General features: G+C 73.1%; 12 protein-coding genes and 1 tRNA gene. 6 read left to right on the top strand and 7 right to left on the bottom strand.

Annotation, left to right across the window (positions count from 1 at the left end):
- Positions 1 to 15 precede the first annotated feature (15 nt).
- Positions 16 to 867 (bottom strand): peptidase, encoded by an 852-nt coding sequence (locus V1633_RS26470; protein ID WP_331216253.1) that lies wholly within the window; start codon positions 865 to 867, stop codon positions 16 to 18.
- An 8-nt stretch (positions 868 to 875) separates the two neighbouring features.
- Positions 876 to 2,168 carry a VWA domain-containing protein gene (locus V1633_RS26465; protein ID WP_331216237.1) on the bottom strand — a complete coding sequence of 431 codons (1,293 nt, stop codon included), beginning with the start codon at positions 2,166 to 2,168 and terminating at the stop codon, positions 876 to 878.
- Positions 2,169 to 2,459: 291 nt separating this feature from the next.
- On the opposite strand from V1633_RS26465, the gene mscL reads away from it, so the two are divergent.
- Both mscL and V1633_RS26455 read left to right on the top strand, forming a co-directional pair.
- Positions 2,460 to 2,954: a large conductance mechanosensitive channel protein MscL gene (gene mscL, locus V1633_RS26460; protein WP_331216236.1), complete on the top strand. Its 495-nt coding sequence runs from the start codon at positions 2,460 to 2,462 to the stop codon at positions 2,952 to 2,954.
- Between the two features lie 103 nt (positions 2,955 to 3,057).
- Positions 3,058 to 3,300: a hypothetical protein gene (locus V1633_RS26455; RefSeq protein ID WP_331216235.1), complete on the top strand. Its 243-nt coding sequence runs from the start codon at positions 3,058 to 3,060 to the stop codon at positions 3,298 to 3,300.
- A gap of 57 nt (positions 3,301 to 3,357) precedes the next feature.
- On the opposite strand, the gene V1633_RS26450 is transcribed toward V1633_RS26455, so the two are convergent.
- Positions 3,358 to 4,560, bottom strand: coding sequence for a LuxR C-terminal-related transcriptional regulator (locus tag V1633_RS26450; protein WP_331216234.1), 1,203 nt, complete (start codon positions 4,558 to 4,560; stop codon positions 3,358 to 3,360).
- Between the two features lie 62 nt (positions 4,561 to 4,622).
- On the opposite strand from V1633_RS26450, the gene V1633_RS26445 reads away from it, so the two are divergent.
- The 4 genes from V1633_RS26445 (at position 4,623) to V1633_RS26430 (ending at position 10,191) form a co-directional block, all read left to right on the top strand.
- Entirely contained in the window at positions 4,623 to 5,378 is a 756-nt protein-coding gene (locus V1633_RS26445; protein WP_331216233.1) for a PP2C family protein-serine/threonine phosphatase, read from the top strand.
- Positions 5,379 to 5,580: 202 nt separating this feature from the next.
- Positions 5,581 to 6,954, top strand: a complete 1,374-nt coding sequence (locus V1633_RS26440; protein WP_331216232.1) for an outer membrane protein assembly factor BamB family protein — start codon at positions 5,581 to 5,583, stop codon at positions 6,952 to 6,954.
- Positions 6,955 to 7,013: 59 nt separating this feature from the next.
- The gene (locus V1633_RS26435; protein ID WP_331216231.1) at positions 7,014 to 8,012 is read left to right on the top strand and encodes an FAD binding domain-containing protein; all 999 of its coding nucleotides are present in this window, start codon (positions 7,014 to 7,016) and stop codon (positions 8,010 to 8,012) included.
- A gap of 73 nt (positions 8,013 to 8,085) precedes the next feature.
- Positions 8,086 to 10,191, top strand: coding sequence for a xanthine dehydrogenase family protein molybdopterin-binding subunit (locus tag V1633_RS26430; protein ID WP_331216230.1), 2,106 nt, complete (start codon positions 8,086 to 8,088; stop codon positions 10,189 to 10,191).
- 213 nt (positions 10,192 to 10,404) lie between these two features.
- On the opposite strand, the gene V1633_RS26425 is transcribed toward V1633_RS26430, so the two are convergent.
- The 4 genes from V1633_RS26425 to V1633_RS26410 all read right to left on the bottom strand — a co-directional run bounded on the left by V1633_RS26425 (position 10,405) and on the right by V1633_RS26410 (position 15,546).
- On the bottom strand, positions 10,405 to 11,073 hold the full coding sequence (locus tag V1633_RS26425) for a hemerythrin domain-containing protein (RefSeq protein ID WP_331216229.1): 669 nt from the start codon (positions 11,071 to 11,073) through the stop codon (positions 10,405 to 10,407).
- Positions 11,074 to 12,346: 1,273 nt separating this feature from the next.
- Complete coding sequence (locus V1633_RS26420; protein ID WP_331216228.1) at positions 12,347 to 14,635, bottom strand: BTAD domain-containing putative transcriptional regulator; 2,289 nt, start codon at positions 14,633 to 14,635, stop codon at positions 12,347 to 12,349.
- A gap of 225 nt (positions 14,636 to 14,860) precedes the next feature.
- Positions 14,861 to 15,340 (bottom strand): GNAT family N-acetyltransferase, encoded by a 480-nt coding sequence (locus tag V1633_RS26415; RefSeq protein ID WP_331216227.1) that lies wholly within the window; start codon positions 15,338 to 15,340, stop codon positions 14,861 to 14,863.
- A gap of 133 nt (positions 15,341 to 15,473) precedes the next feature.
- Positions 15,474 to 15,546, bottom strand: a tRNA-Lys gene (locus V1633_RS26410).
- Positions 15,547 to 15,648 lie beyond the last annotated feature (102 nt).

Below are 15,648 nucleotides of genomic sequence, written 5' to 3'. Positions count from 1 at the left end.
GGGCCGGCCGGATCGTCAGCGCGAGGCGACGCGGCGGGGCCGCCGGGTCAGGCCGAAGCCGACGACACCCGCGACTGCGGCCAGGATCCCTCCGGCCGTGGTCCAGATCCAGCGGCTGGAGAACCCGTCGAACCAGCCGTCGAACCACCCGTCGAACCAGCCGTCGTCCGCTCCGGTGGCGCCTCCCGCCTGGCCGGACGCGTCGGGGCGCGGGGTGGCGCTCTGCGGGGTGGCGCCGTCGGCCAGCACCGCACCGGGTTCGACCGCCGGTACGAGTGGCGCCTTCAGCCTGCCGTCCTCAAGCGCCGTCCCACCGTCGTCCACGGTGCTGACCAGCAGTTCCACCTGCACCGGGAGTCCGAGGTCCTGCTCCGGCAGATCGGTGGCGGAGAGCCGTACGTAGTACGTGCCGGGCAGCGGGTCACCGGACCACGGTTCGGCCCACGGACGGACGGTACGCAGCGTGCAGCCGAGCGCCACCCGGGGGTCGTCCTTCCCCACGCTCGGGGTCTGCGCCCCGGCGGTGCAGGCCTGACGGCGGCGGAGCCCGTCGAAGACGTCGACGGTCCAGGTGGCGGCGCCGTGCCGGCCGCCCGTCGTCGGGAGTGTCACGGTGACCGTGATGCTGTTGGTCTCGCCGGCGGACGCCGGGAATGACCAGTACAGGTAGTCGCCGGTCGAGGCGGCCACCTTGACCGGCTGGCCGGCCGAGATCCCGGTCGCGGTCAGGAACGAGGTGCCGGCCTTGGTCACGGTGACCGCACCGGGTGACGGGGTGGGTGTGGTCGGGGCGGCGGCAGCGGGGGCGGCCGGCAGCAGCAGGCCGGCGGTGACCGCCAGCAACGGCAGCGCGGCACGGCGGAGCATGGTCGGGTTCACGAGTTCTCCCTCCAGGTGGCCACCCACCAGCGGGTCAGCCAGCCGGCCAGCAGCCCGGTGAGCAGCCCGGCCACGGTGAGTACGCCGAGCAGCAGCCAGCCCCGGCCCAGGCCCGGGCTGTTCGGGGCGGGCGAACGTTCCACCACGTCGATGGTCAGTTCGACCGGCATTCCCGGTGTCTGGGCGTCGACCGGGCCCGGTGCGGAGAACGAGTTGCTCACCACCAGGCAGACCGTGGGTGTGGGGGTCGCTGTCGGTTCCTCCTCGTCGGTTGTCTCCTCGTCGACCTCCTCCTCCGGATCCGTCGCCGACCAGCGCAGCCCGGCCGAGAGCACGTCGGTACGACCGCTGCCGGCGTCCGTGCCCCGGACGAGTTCCCGTCCGTCGGCGGCGGTGGCCCGCAGCAGTACGCCGTAGTCCCGGTTCAGCGGGCGGTCGAGACCCACGCTGATCGAGGCCCGCAGCTCCTGGTCGGGCCGGACCGCGACCCGGTACCACCGGTGTTCCGAGAACCGTTCCCGGTCGGTGTAGACGCCGGGGGTGAGCAGCGGCGCCTTGGCGCACTCACCGGCACCGGCGACGATCGCCGGGGTCCGGGTGTAGGTGTCCTTGGCCCGGTCCACCAGCTGCTTGATCCGGTCGGTGAGCTGTTCCACGCTCTGTGCCGCGGTGTACGAACCGCCGGTGGCGGCGGCGATGCAGACGAGCTGCTTACGTACCTTCTCGTCGGGGGCCAGACCGAGTGTGTCGACCACCAGATGGGTGCCCTGGGCGGCCAGTTCCCGGGCCACCTCGCAGGGGTCGGGCGGCGCACAGGTGTCCTCACCGTCGGTGATGAGAACGATCCGGCGGGTGGTGCCGCCGGTACCGAGGTCCTGGGCCGCGCCGCGCAGTGCGAGTCCGACCGGGGTGAATCCGGTGGGTCGCAGCCCGGCGATGGCGCCCTTGGCCTGCTCCCGGTCGACCGGGCCGACCGGCACGATCTGCTGGGTGTCCTGGCAGCCCTTCTCCTTGTCGTCGCCCGGGTAGGTGGCGCCCAGCACCCGGATGCCGAGGTGGGTCTCGTCCGGCAGCGCGTCCACCACCTCGCGGAACGCCTGCTGGGCGACGGAGATCCGGCTACGGCCGTTGATGTCGTTCGCCCGCATCGAACCGCTCACGTCGAGCACGAGCTCCACTTTGGGCGGTTCGGCGCCGGGTTCGTCGGCGATCGCCGGTGGAGTGCCCGGCAGCACAATGGCGGCCATCAGTCCTAACAGGACTCCGATGGACCGACGCAGTATGATCATGGCCGAGGATCCTAGTAATGCGGATATTCTCCCGGTCTCGGCGGTATACGCCGTTCCATCCGCATCCCGCGCCGCGCCGCGCCGGACGATCCGCATCCCGCGCCGCCGCCGGACGGTCCGCAGCGGTCACGCCGGACAATCGGCGGCCGAAACCTCCGGGCGGCCGGCCACACCCGCGGCACCGCCGGGCGTCGATTCGACGACCGGGACACGCGTGATCGAGTACGCCGCCCTGGGCATAGGTTGTCCATCGGCGACACCCCGGAAACGACACCCCTCACGGAGGCGCGGATGCTCAAGGGTTTCAGAGATTTCATCATGCGTGGCAACGTCGTCGACCTCGCGGTCGGCGTGGTGATCGGCGCGGCCTTCACCGGCCTGGTCACGGCGTTCACCGAGGCGTTCCTCAAACCGCTGATCAGCCTGATCGGCGGCGGCACGGCGATCACGGCGGGCAAGTGGAAGCTGCCCAACGACGTCCTCATCGACTGGGCCGCGTTCGTCAACGCGGTCATCACGTTCTTCATGACCGCGGCCGTCCTCTACTTCCTCGTGGTCTTCCCGATGAACAAGCTCGCCGAGCGGCGCAAGCGCGGCGAGGTACCGCCGCCGGCCGCCCCGAGCGAGGAGATCAAGCTGCTCACCGACATCCGCGACGCACTGGTCGCCGCCGGCCGGGTGCCGGGACAGCACCCCGGCCAGCACCCGGGAGCGGCGCCGGGGCAACCGGGTCACCCCGGTGAACCGTACGGCCAGGGTTACCCGCCGGCGCCCCGCCGCCCCTGACCCGCGCCGCCGTGGACGGGCCGGCCGAGGCACGGCCGGCCCGCCGCGACGGATTTCCCCGACCCGGGGATCTACTCGAACGTACGTTCGATAAGCTCCCGTCGTGGAGCAGCGGAAGCACTGGTGGAACGGCAAGTGGGGACGCCTGGCACGGCGCGATGTCTACCTACGGGCCGACGCCGACCAGTGGCACGTGGAACAGCGCGCGGGCGGCGCCGAGGGGATCTCCCGGTTCTACGAGTTCAACACCGAGGAAGCGGCGTACGAGACGATCCGCGCCCTGCTGGCCGGCACGGACAGTTGGCGGGAACTCTCCCCCCGCCCGCCCGGCGCCGGGTGGCGGTGACCGGCCGTCGGCCCGGTCCGCGGGCCGGGGAGGCGACCGCCGGCCCGTCGGAGGCCGTCATCCCTGCCGCGCCGGGTCGGCCACCCGCTGCCGGACCGCCCACAGGGCGGCCTCGGTCCGGGACGCGGAGCCGGTCTTGCGCAGCAGGTTCGACACGTGCACGGTGACCGTCCGGACCGAGATCCCGAGCGACCGGGCCACCTGCTTGTTGGACATCCCGGCGGCCAGGCAGGCGAGCACCTCGACCTCCCGTCCGGTCAGTTCGACGTCCCGGCCGGTCACCTCGACCAGCGCGGCCGGTCGTACCGACGGGGCCGGCGCCGGCCGCACCTCCCGGGCCAGTTCCGCCACTCCCCGCCTGCCCTCGGTGGCCAGCAGTTCGATCAGCCGGTACGGATTTCCCCTGGTACGTCGCCACACCGCCAGCACCACGTCCTCCGGCACCTCGACCGGACCGGGGTAGACCTGGCCGAGCACCTGCGCGACGTCCTCGACGGCCAGCGGGGCGAGGTGCTGTCGTACCGCGCCGGGTGCTCCGGCCAGCCGGGCCAGGGTCGCCTCGACGATCGGTGGGGACACCGCCGTCTCCGCCGGCCGGCTCGCGACCACCAGCAGGGCCGGCAGGTCGGACGCGGTGGCCAGCTCACCGATCAGGTTCAGACTGGCCGGGTCGAGCGCGTGCAGGTCCTCCACCACCAGAACCGCCGGGCCGGTGCCGACCAGTGCCCGTACGGTGCGCACGGCGAGCCGCAGCAGGGCGTCCGGGGCGTACCGCTCCCGGGGGGTGTTCGGGTGCTGGGCCAGCCAGGCGAGCGCGTCGGCGGGCAACGGCATGTCCCGGGTGTCCCGACCGCTCAGCACGGCGGCCAGCCAGTCGTACGGGGCCGGGCTGTGCAGCCGGGCGGCGCCGGTCAGGATGGTCGCCGGTCGGGGCGCCAGCCCGTCCAGCGCGGCGGCGATCAACAGGCTCTTGCCGACCCCGGCGTCACCGGTGACCACCACCGTGCCGGTCGCCCGGGGACGGCCGGTGGCGGACCGGGCGCGAAGCGTGCGGGACTGGCCGGTGAGCGACGAGCGGGACTGGCCCGCGACCACTGCGCGGGACTGGCCGGTGACCGGCGCGGCGGACCGGGCGCCCGACGAGCGCTGACCGGCGGCGGATCTGGCGCCGGGCGGGCGGGACTGGCCGGCGACGGCGGCCCAGGCCAGGGCGAACTCGGCCAGTTCGCCGGCGCGTCCCACCATCGACACCGGCATCATGGCGTCCACCCTACGCAGTACTGCGTAGAGACATCGGCGCGGTCGCGGGGCAAGCTCTGGGGATGAGCTTCATCCTGCGCAGCCTGGCCGTCAGCGACCCTGGTCTGGTCCGGGCCAACAACGAGGACGTGGCCTTCGCCGGCGCCCGGTTGGTCGCCGTCGCGGACGGCATGGGTGGCGCCCCCGCCGGCGAGGTCGCCAGCGAGATCGTCATCACCGCGCTGGCGCCGATCGAGCAGGCCGCTGACGAACGGGAACCGCTCACCGCGCTGGCCGAGGCGGTCCGCACCGCCAACCAGCGGATCAGCGCGGTGATCGACGCCGACCCGGCGACCCGGGGCATGGGCAGCACCGTCACGGCGATGCTGCTGCACGGTGGGCGACTCGCCGTGGCGCACGTCGGCGACTCCCGTGGCTATCTGCTCCGCGACGGCGTACTGCGGCAGTTGACCCGGGACGACAGCTTCGTCCAGACGCTGGTGGACCAGGGCGGGCTGACCCCGGAGGAGGCGCGCCACCATCCGCAGCGTTCCCTGGTGACCCGGGTGGTGCAGGGTGAACTGCTGGATCCGGCGGTCGCCGTACTGGACGTGGCGGCGGGTGACCGGCTGCTGCTCTGCAGCGACGGGCTTTCCGACGTCGTCACCGACGACCTCATCGCGCTGGTGCTGGTCGGCTACCCGGACCGGGAGCAGTGCGCGAACCACCTGGTGAAGCTGGCTCACCAGGCGGGCGCGCCGGACAACGTCACCCTGGTGGTGGCGGACGTCGTCCCGGCCGCCGACGAGCCGACCGCAACCGCCGCCGCTCCGCTCTGACCCGCCGCCCGCCGTCAGTCGCCCGGCCGGACCGGCGGGATCCCGCTGGCCGGGTTGATGACGAATAATGGGCCGACCCGGGGTGCGGACGGCACGCCGAGCCGGCGACCATTCCGGACGGTGCCCGACGCGCCGGGCCGGACGCCACCGGCGGTCCTGCGGACGACCGCACGGCGGCCGGTCGGATCGACGCGGAGGTCGGATGGACGACAACGGGACCGTCGTGATCGACCTCGGTAGCGACCGGTACGACCCGCCGGTGGAGGACGAGGGCCGGCCACTGGCACTGCCGGCACACCGCTGGCGGGCCGCCGCGTTGGCCCTGGTCGGTGCCCTGGCGCTCACCGCCGGTGGAGCCGCCCCGCCGGCACCGTCGCCGCTGCGGGACGTGTACGCCGTGCCGTTGACGGTCGACGACCGCTTCCTGCTGACCGGGGACCGGCTCTACGTGGCCGACCGGCCGGCGGGCGGGGAGGCCAGGATCGCCGCGTACGACCTGACGGGACGGCGGATCTGGAGTGTTCCGCAGCCGGCCGGCGAACCTCTCCAGCTGTCCGAGGCACCTGGGCTGCTGCTGTCCACCAGCAACGATCCCGGCGACCGGTCGGTCCGGACCACCGCGTTGGACGCCGTGACCGGCCGCCCGCTCTGGTCCTTCCCCGACTGGCTGACGGCGCTTCCCGGCACCAGTACGGCACTGGTCACCAACGACGTCTTCCCGCCGGAGTCCCGGTTCGAGCCCGGCGAGCCGGTGCCTGCGGCGCCCGTGCTGCACGTCGCCTCCGACGGCACCACCTACACGGCGGAGTCGATCGGGGTGACGGCCCAGGTGGTCGACCTGGCCACCGGGGCGGTGCTCTGGAGGACGCCGCTGGTCTCCGCCGCGATCGCGCTGCCGGCCGGCGGCGGCCGGGAGCCGGTGGTGCTGGTCAGCCCGCGCGAGGGCGGGGTGGAGCTGCGTGATCCCCGGACCGGGGCGGTCCGCTGGTCGCTCGACCGGTCCGTCCCGCCGGTCCGGTACGCGGCACAGTTCGGTGACGTTCTCCTGCTCAGTCGGACCGGACGGGACGCCGGGTTGGCCGCGTACTCGACGGACCTCGGGCAGCGGCTGTGGGAGGCGACGAAACCCGACCTGCACAGCCCGCACTTCGGGGTGTGCGCACCGATGCTCTGCACGAGCGATCCCGACAACGGCGTCGAGGTACGGGATCCGGCCACCGGTGCGGTCGCCTGGCGGATGGCCAGGACGGGATCGCTGCAGCCGAGCGGATCGGGTCTGGTCGTGTCCGACGAACAGCCCCGGGTCCACCGGGTGGTCGACCCGGGCACCGGCCGGACGGTGGCCGATCTGACGGCGTGGCGGGAGGCCGACAGTTCCCCGTCGGAACCGGCGCCGCTGCTGCTGCGTCGCCAGACCGACACGCGGCAGACCTGGCTGGGGCTGCTCGCCCCGGGAGCGACGGCTGTCCGGACCCTGGACGTTGTCCCACACGCCCTCTCGTTCTGCGCGGTGGTGCCGGGTGTGGTCGCCTGTCACGCCGACGAGCGTGAGGTGCGGGTCTGGCGCTACGAGTAGCCGGTCAGACTCCACATTTCCCAGTAATCTGGGCATATGTCCCAGATCAGTCCCCCGTCATGAGGGCGTTCCGGTACGAACGCGGGCTCGACCCCGGCCAGGCGGTGGCGCTGGTCTCCGGCGAGCCGGAGGCGGCGTACCTCGGCGGCGGCACCAACCTCGTCGACCTGATGAAACTCGGGGTGGCCCGCCCCAGGCTGCTGGTCGACGTCACCCGACTCCCGCTCGGCTCGGTGGATCCGCTGCCCGACGGCGGGCTGCGGATCGGCGCGACGGTCCGCAACAGCGACCTGGCCGCGCACCCGACCGTCCGCCGGGACTTCCCGGTGCTGTCCCGCGCGCTGCTCGCCGGCGCCACCGGGCAGCTGCGCAACATGGCGACCATCGGCGGCAACCTGCTGCAACGTACCCGCTGCGTCTATTTCCAGGACGTCAGCCGGCCGTGCAACAAACGCGAACCCGGTACCGGTTGCTCGGCGATCGAGGGCCAGAACCGCGACCTCGCCATTCTCGGCTGGTCGCCGCAGTGCGTCGCGACCCACCCGTCCGACCTGGCGGTCGCGCTCGCCGCGCTGGACGCGGTGGTCGAGGTCCGAGAACCGACCGGTCCCCGGGAGATCCCGCTCGCCGACCTCCACCGGCTCCCCGAGGACCGCCCGGACCAGGAGACCACGCTGGCCCGGGGCGGCCTGATCACCGCCGTACGGCTCCCCGCGCTGCCGTTCGCACGCCGGTCGACGTACCGGAAGGCCCGGGACCGGGCGTCGTTCGCGTTCGCCCTCGGCTCGGTCGCGGCCGCACTCGACCTGGACGGCCCGCTGATCCGGGACGTCCGGATCGCGTACGGCGCGGTCGCGCACCGGCCCTGGCGGGCCCGAATTGCCGAGGACGCCCTGCGCGGCCGGCCCGCCACCGAGGAGACCTTCCGACTCGCCGCCGAGGAGGAACTGGCGGCGGCCCGACCGCTGTCGCACAACGCCTTCAAGATCCCCCTGATCCGCAACCTGACCGTCCGGACCCTGACCGAGCTGGCCGAGCGCAGCGAGGTGACGACGTGAGCGAGCGCAGCGAGCGAACCAGCCAACTCCGCCCCACAGCTCACGGCGGCGCCGAGCGCAGCGAGGTGAGGACGTGAGCGCTTCGACGGTCGGGATCGGCCAGGCCCACCCCCGGCTGGAGGGGCCGGCGAAGGTGACCGGCACCGCCCGGTACGCGGCGGAGTACCCGGCGGACGGCATGGTCTACGGCTGGGCGGTGCAGTCCAGCGTGGCCAGGGGCCGGATCGTCCGGATCGACCCGACGGCGACCCTCGCCGAACCGGGGGTCCTGGACGTGCTGACGTACGAGAACGCCCCCCGACTGCAGTCGACCGCGAGCAGCGAACTCTTCCTGTTGCAGCACCCGCAGGTGCACTACCGGGGCGAGTTCCTGGCACTGGTGCTGGCCGAGACCCTGGAGTCGGCCCGGGAGGGGGCACTGCTGCTGCGGGTCGACTACGACACCGAACCGCACAGCAGCCTGCTCACCGAACACCATCCGGGCCTGTACAAACCGGAGAAGGTGAACCCGTCGTACCCGACCGACACCGGGCTCGGCGACTTCGAGGCCGGGTACGCCGCGTCCGAGGTCCAGCTCGACCAGACGTACCGGACCCCGGCGTACCACAACAACCCGATGGAGCCGCACTCCGCGACCGCGCAGTGGCTGGACGGGCGGCTGCTGGTGCATGACAGCAGCCAGGGCGGCACTCTGGTCCGGGACACCCTGGGCCAGCTCTTCAACCTGCCCGTCGACCGGATACGGGTGATCTCCGCGCACGTCGGCGGCGGCTTCGGCGGCAAGGGTTCGCCGCGCTGCACCCCGGTGCTGGCCGCGATGGCGGCCCGGCACCTCGGCCGGCCGGTGCGGCTGGCCCTGACCCGACAGCAGATCTGCGGACCGCTCGGTTACCGCACCCCGACCATCCAGCGGGTCCGGCTCGGTTCCGACGCCGACGGGCGGCTGGCGGCGATCTGCCACGACGCGATCAGCCAGACCTCCACCAGCATCGAGTTCACCGAGCAGACCGCGGTGCTGACCCGGAGCCTGTACGCCGCGCCGAACCGGCGGACCACCCACCGGGTGACCCGGCTCGACGTACCGACGCCGTCCTGGATGCGGGCACCCGGGGAGTGTCCGGGCTCGTTCGCGCTGGAGTGTGCGATGGACGAGCTGGCGGTGGCCTGCGGGACGGATCCGGTCGAGTTGCGGATCCGCAACGACACCGAGGTCGACCCGGAGGAGGGGTTGCCGTTCACCAGCCGCAACCTGGTCGCCTGTCTCCGGGAGGGCGCCCGCCGGTTCGGCTGGGCGGACCGGGACCCGGCCCCGGGGGTCCGTCGACAGGGCCGCTGCCTGGTCGGCACCGGGATGGCCTCGGCGATCTACCCGGCCCGGGCAGCCGGTGCGCATGCCTGCGCCCGGGTGAACCCGGACGGGACGTACGAGGTCGGCATCAACGCCACCGACATCGGTACCGGCGCCCGGACGGCGCTGTGGCTGATCGCCGCCGACGCGCTGGCCGTACCCGGTGAGCGGGTGACGGTCGACATCGGCGACAGCGACCTGCCGGCTGCCTTCGTCGCCGGCGGATCGTTCGGTACCGCCGGTTGGGGCTGGGCGGTGGACAAGGCGTGCCGGACGCTGCGTCGGCAACTCCAGGAGCAGCACGGCGGCACCGTGCCGGCCGACGGGTTGACGGTTCGGGTGGACACCATGACCGAGGCGGCGGAACAGCCCCGGTACGCCCGGTACGCCTTCGGCGCGCACTTCGTGGAGGTCCGGGTCGACATGGACAGCGGCGAGGTACGGGTCCCCCGGATGTTGGGGGTCTTCGCCACCGGACGGGTGGTGAACCCGACGACCGCCCGGTCCCAGCTGATCGGCGGGATGACCATGGGACTGTCGATGGCCCTGCACGAGGAGGGGGCACTCGACCAGCGCTTCGGCGACTGGGTGAACCGGGACCTGGCGACGTACCACATCGCCTCCTGCGCGGACGTGGAGCAGATCGACGCGGGCTGGGTCGACGACCCGGACGAGCGGGTCAACCCGCTCGGCGTCAAGGGACTGGGTGAGATCGGGATCGTCGGTTCGGCGGCGGCGGTCGCCAACGCGGTCTACCACGCCACCGGGATCCGGGTCCGCGAGCTGCCGATCCAGTCCGACAAACTGGTGGACCGGCTGCCGACGAACTGACCCCGCACGTCGCCCGGCCCGACCGGGCCGCCGCACCGTCATGGTGGTGCGGCAGGCCGTCGATCGGTTACGCCGCGTGCGGCGGGTGACCGCCTCTGCGGTACGGCTCAGCCGCCGATGGCGGAATGCCACGGCCGGGACCGCCTGCCGTTGGCGGCCACCGACGTCCGCGGCTCGACCACCGCCATCCGACGGTGGTCCTCCGGTTATCGGTCAGCGTGCGGCGGTGGAGAAGCGCTGCGGGGTCGCGGTGCCGTGCACACGCTTGGCGTGGGCGGCGTAGGCGCGCCGACCGATGATCGGCATGAGCAGCCGGACCGGCAGCGGAGCCTCGGCGAGAACTCCCTTGATCACCTCGGGGTCCCCCTCGTACATCGTCATGCCGACGATCACCGGGAGGTGCTTCTTCGGGGTCGCGCGCATTCCGTGCTCGCCCATCTGCTTCCATTCCGCGGCGGTGACGTACTTCTCCGCCAGCGGCAGGATCTCGCTCTCCTCCATCGCCATGTGCTCGATCAGTGCGGCGCGCAGCCGTTCGAAGGCGGCGGCGAGTTCGACACCACCCTGTGCGGTGGCCCGCCAGCCGGGGAGCAGCCGGGACACCTCCGCGTTGGCTCCTTCGATGGCGTGGTGCTGCGCCTCCATCACGGGAACGACGGCCTCGGCCTCCGCACCGCCCCGCTCGGCCAACCGAGGCCAGAGCAGCAGGTCCTCGCCCTCGTGGTGCTGGTGCAGGACGCCGCACACCAGCTCGGCGTGGGCACCGACGACCTCCGCGCGCCTGGTGTCACCGGGAGCGACACCTTCGACGAGCTTCGGCAGCAGGCTGATCTCACGACGGAGGTTGGCGTGTGCCATGTACATGTCGCGTACGTCGGCCATGGGTTCGTTGTGGTGGGGATTCACTGCGACCTTTCCGAGGGGTGCTGCCGGTATGACTGTTCTGATGTCGTGGGGCGTCGGATCCTGCGCCGGCGCCGCCCGTGGAAGCCTGCCCGACGCGACTTGCAGCCGACTTGGAGATCACCAAACGCGCGCCGCCCCGCTGTGCGGCACCCCGGACGGGGAAGCGCGGTCAGGCGACGAGCCCGGACCGGGAAGCGCGGTCAGGCGGCGAGCGCGGACTCGGCCTCCGCCAGCCAGTACGGCGCCTCCCACCGGCGGGCCACCTCGGCCGCCAACCGGAAGTGCCAGGCCGCCAGCTCCGGGCGGCCCTGGAGTCGGAACAGCTCGCCGAGGGTCAACGCGACCGGGCGTAGCGTGATCGCACTGCTGGAGAAGCCGGCCAACTGTGCACGGACCGGCAGCAGCCCGTCGATGACCGGCTGGGCCAGATCCCTGCGGTCCAGCGCCACGGCGACCATCGCCCGTACGGTGAGCAGCGTCGACTGGAAGTAGTCGGGACGGTAGGGGTGGACGCCGACCGGCACCGCCCTGGCCTCGTCGAGCCTGCCGCTCTGGACGAGTGCCAGCGCCAGCAGGTCGTCGACGATCGGGCCGAACATCTCCCGTGCGGCCCGGGTCGGCTCCAGATGCTCACCGAGGCGCCGCTGGCTGATCAGCAGCGTCGCGGTGGCGTAGTAGCGGAGGGCGTCGGCGTGCAGCGAACCCTGTCGCCGCATCTGCTCGGCGGCCTCGTCGTAGCGGCGCTGCGCCGTCACGAAGTCTCCGGCGATGTGCGCGAACGCGCCCTGTGTGGCGAGACCGATCGCCTTCGCCTCGTTGAGCTGGTACGTGCTGACCATCGCCGCCTGCCGGTCGATGCTGGCGCGTAGCTCCTCCGGCTGGTTGAGCGCGGCGGCGCTCTGGCTGAGCGCCTGCTCGGCCAGCCATTGGTAGGTCACCAGGCCGTGCCTGGTGGCGAGGTCGCGAAGTTCCCGCGCCAGTTCCCGCCGCTGCCGCGCCTCCCGGTCGAACCGCAGGGTACGGAGGCGGGCGGCCAGCCCGAGGGCCCGCAGCTCGGGATCGTCGAAGCCGCGCGAGATGGTCAACGCCTCCAGCCCGGCCGCCGGGCCACGTGGATCCGACTCCCCGTCGAGCTCGTTGGTCAGCGCCTCCAGCAGTCGACAGCGGTCGACCGGGGTCAGGTCGTCCCTGGCCAGCAGCCGGGTGAGCAGCTCGACGACCCGGTGCTCCACGACGCCGTACGCCCGGATCAGCCACGGCGTGGCGACCTTCCACGCGGTGAACGCCGAGACCAGCAGCTCGTCGCGGCCGGAGGCGGCGGCGACCTCGACAGCGTGGGCACGGGTCCGGCGGGCGGCGGCGACCGCGCCGGCCCGGGCCTGGGCCCGGAGCAACCGGCCCAGCAGATCCACCCGCAGCGCGTCCCGGTCCCCGGTGACCGCCGCGGCGCTGTCCACGGCGCTGCCCAGCAGTTCGACCGCAGCGTCGTACGCGTAGCGCCGTTCGGCCAGCTCGCGGCGCGGACCGCGTAGTCGACCGCGAGCCGTGCGGTCTCCGACGACGCGGAGCGGGCGTAGTGGTGGGCCAGCGCCGGGTAGTCGTCGGGGCGCAGCCGACGGGTGCAGGCGGCGACCCGGGCGTGCAGACGGGAGCGGCGCAGTTGGGAGATGTCGGTGTAGAGGGTGTCGCGGACCAGGTCGTGCACGAACCGGACCCGCCCCGGCGCCGGTTCGGTGAGCAGCCCGGCGACCAGACCGGCCTCCAGCGCGTCGAGCACGGTGTCCTCGCCGGCGTCGGCGGCCCCGACCAGCGTCTCCACGTCCGCCTCCCGCCCGGCGACGGCGGCGAGGCGCAGCACCGCGACCGCCGGCTGCGGCAGCCGGGAAAGGCGTCGGCGCAGTACGTCGCGGACTCCCGCCGGCACCTCGGACCTGGCTACGAGTGCCCCTTCGGAGGCGAGCAACCGGGCCGCCTCCCGGACATAGAACGGGTTTCCGCCGGTCCGCTCGGTCAACGCGGCGACCGTGTCCGGGTCGACGGTCGTCCGGGTGAACGACCCGATGAGGCGCTCCACGTCGGCGGCCGCGAGCCCGTCCAGCCGGATCCGTCGCGGGGACAGCCGGGCCAGCGCCGCCAGGTTCTCGGCGAGCCGCTCGTGGTTGTCGGATGGTCGGAAGGCGGCGACGAACAGGACGGCCACGTCGGTCATTGCGGTGACACTGGTCAGGAGCAGCAGCGTCTCGGCGTCGGCGGCGTGCAGATCGTCGAGGAGGATGGCGACCGGTCCACGGCCCGCGGCGGCGCGTAGCCAGGTGCCGACGGCGCGGTGCAGCCGGAACCGGCCGGCGGCGACGTCGCCGCCGAGGTCACGATCGCTGTCGTCGAGCAGCGGGGCGAGCGCCGGGGCGAGGTCCCCGGGTGGCGCCTCCCTGGCCAGTTGCCGGAGTGCTTCGACCCACGCCCAGGCCGGTGGCGCGCCGTCGACCTCCGGACAGCGGCCGACGGCGACCAGCCAGCCGTGGGCGGCGAGGTCCCGCCGGAACCGGGCCAGCAGGCTGGTCTTGCCTGCGCCGGCCTCCCCGGTGAGCAGCACGATCCCGGGTCCGCCGGCAACCGCCTCGGCCGCGCTCTCCGCGAGCTGCGCCAGCTCCGCCTCCCGCCCGACGAACAGTTCCTCCGGCGCCGCGACGGTCGGCGGTCGGCCGTGCGGTGACGCCGGGCGTGCTGGCACAGCGGCGTCGTCCGGCACCGTCGCCGTCGTCCCTGCCGGGGCCGGCAGCAGGTCGAGGCGCTGGCCCAGGATCGCGTTCTCCACCTCGACCAGCGCCGGTCCCGGGTCCAGGCCGAGCTCCTCGGCCAGGGTCGCGCGCGCCCGGCGCAGCGCGGCGAGCGCCTCACCCTGCCGACCGGTACGCCACAGCGCCAGCGCCAGCAGCCGCCAGCTCTCCTCCCGCAGCGGTGCCTGTCTGGTCAGCGCCTCCGCCTCCGGTACCGCCTCGGCGGCGCTCCCGGTACGCAGGGTCACTTCGAGCAGCAGCTCCCGGGCGACGATCCGCAGCTCCTCCAGCCGCGTCACCTCCGGCTGCACCCACGGCTCCCCGGTCAGCTCGGCGTACGGGCTGCCGCGCCACAGTTCGAGACCGGTGCGCAGCAGCCGGCCGGCGCGGACCGGTTCGGTGTCGCTGACCGACCGTGCCTCGGCGAGCAGTTTCTCGAACCGCCAGGCGTCGACGGCGTCGGTGGGCACCCGGAGCGCGTAACCGGGCGGGGCGGTCACCAGCAGCCGGGCCGGTGCCCGGCGTTCCCGCTCCGGCTCCAACAGGCGACGCAGGTTCGAGATGTACGCCTGCAGTGAGGCGATGGCCCGGGGCGGCGCCTCGCCCCGCCACAGGTCGTCGATCATCCGGTCGACGGAGACGACCTCGCCACGGGCGGAGAGCAGCAGGGCGAGTACGGCGCGCTGGCGGGGGCCACCGAGGTCGACCGGTTCGCCCCTGTGGAGTTCGAGTTCGAACGGCCCAAGCACCCGCAGCAGCATGACCTGGACAATGCTAGTCGTACCGGCTGGTTCCGGGACCAGGTGCGGCCTTCTGGTGCCGGGCGCTCCGTCCGCCTCCGTCGCGGTCCCGTCGCCGTCGTCGGCAGCCCGGCCGCACTCGGGTCGGTCGCCGTCCGTCACCGAGGCGGGGCACCTCCGGTGTCCGTGCCACGTCGTCAGCGGGGCCACCTCCGGTGTCCGTGCCGCGAGGGGTCCGTGTCGCGTTCAACGAAGTTGACGACGCATGATCCAGGTCGCTGCCGTTCCTTCACCGGTGATCCCGCCGGTACGCGGGTCGATCGCCCGCCAGTGGTGTTCGTGCGGGCGGACGATCACGTAGCCCAACCGCTCGTAGAACCTGACGGCGGCATCATCGTCGACATCCACGTCGAGGCTCATCATGTCGGCGCCGCGCACCGCGCCTGTCGCCTGGCCAGCTTCGACCAGCGCACGTCCGATTCCGCGACGACGGGCCGACGGGACCACCGCCAGCCCGTACAGCCACGGATTCGGTGCGTCGCAGCCGTCCAGCCACCGGAGGCTCACCACCCCTACGACATCCTCGGCGACGACGGCGACGAGCATGTCCTCGTTGCCCCGTTCGGCGGCCTGGAGACGTACCTCGGCCCGCTCCCTCGACCCCGCCAGCTCGGTCAGCCTGTCCAGATCCGCGCGCCGTACGGCACGGATCAGCCAATCGTTCATGATCCACTCTCGATGGGGTGACGTTCACCGACCTCGCCGGGACCGGGGTCGACGTGTCGCCCGGGCAATGGCACCAGCCTCCACGGCGGAGGCCCAGGCCCCGGCATCATGCCGGTGACCTGGGCCTCTGATGTGGGCCGCCTGGGACTCGAACCCAGAACCCGCTGATTAAAAGTCAGCTGCTCTGCCTATTGAGCTAACAGCCCGCCAGCCCGTACAGAGTACCGGACGCCGGACCTGCTACGCGGCCGTGATTACCCGGGTCCGGCGTACGGCGGCGGCCCCCCGACACGCGGTGTACGGGACCC

The organism is Plantactinospora sonchi, from assembly GCF_036422035.1.
Taxonomy (GTDB): Bacteria; Actinomycetota; Actinomycetes; order Mycobacteriales; family Micromonosporaceae; genus Plantactinospora; species Plantactinospora sonchi.
The sequence above is the reverse complement of the archived record's forward strand: the minus strand, read 5'-3'. Positions and strand labels throughout refer to the sequence as shown.

What these genes read in the sequence shown, in the direction of transcription:
- V1633_RS26470 (WP_331216253.1), bottom strand. Translation starts at nt 867, where the DNA reads ATGCTCCGCCGTGCCGCGCTGCCGTTGCTGGCGGTCACCGCCGGCCTG.
- V1633_RS26465 (WP_331216237.1), bottom strand. Translation starts at nt 2,168, where the DNA reads ATGATCATACTGCGTCGGTCCATCGGAGTCCTGTTAGGACTGATGGCC.
- mscL (WP_331216236.1), top strand. Translation starts at nt 2,460, where the DNA reads ATGCTCAAGGGTTTCAGAGATTTCATCATGCGTGGCAACGTCGTCGAC.
- V1633_RS26450 (WP_331216234.1), bottom strand. Translation starts at nt 4,560, where the DNA reads ATGATGCCGGTGTCGATGGTGGGACGCGCCGGCGAACTGGCCGAGTTC.
- V1633_RS26445 (WP_331216233.1), top strand. Translation starts at nt 4,623, where the DNA reads ATGAGCTTCATCCTGCGCAGCCTGGCCGTCAGCGACCCTGGTCTGGTC.
- V1633_RS26440 (WP_331216232.1), top strand. Translation starts at nt 5,581, where the DNA reads ATGGACGACAACGGGACCGTCGTGATCGACCTCGGTAGCGACCGGTAC.
- V1633_RS26435 (WP_331216231.1), top strand. Translation starts at nt 7,014, where the DNA reads ATGAGGGCGTTCCGGTACGAACGCGGGCTCGACCCCGGCCAGGCGGTG.
- V1633_RS26425 (WP_331216229.1), bottom strand. Translation starts at nt 11,073, where the DNA reads ATGGCCGACGTACGCGACATGTACATGGCACACGCCAACCTCCGTCGT.
- V1633_RS26420 (WP_331216228.1), bottom strand. Translation starts at nt 14,635, where the DNA reads ATGCTGCTGCGGGTGCTTGGGCCGTTCGAACTCGAACTCCACAGGGGC.
- V1633_RS26415 (WP_331216227.1), bottom strand. Translation starts at nt 15,340, where the DNA reads ATGAACGATTGGCTGATCCGTGCCGTACGGCGCGCGGATCTGGACAGG.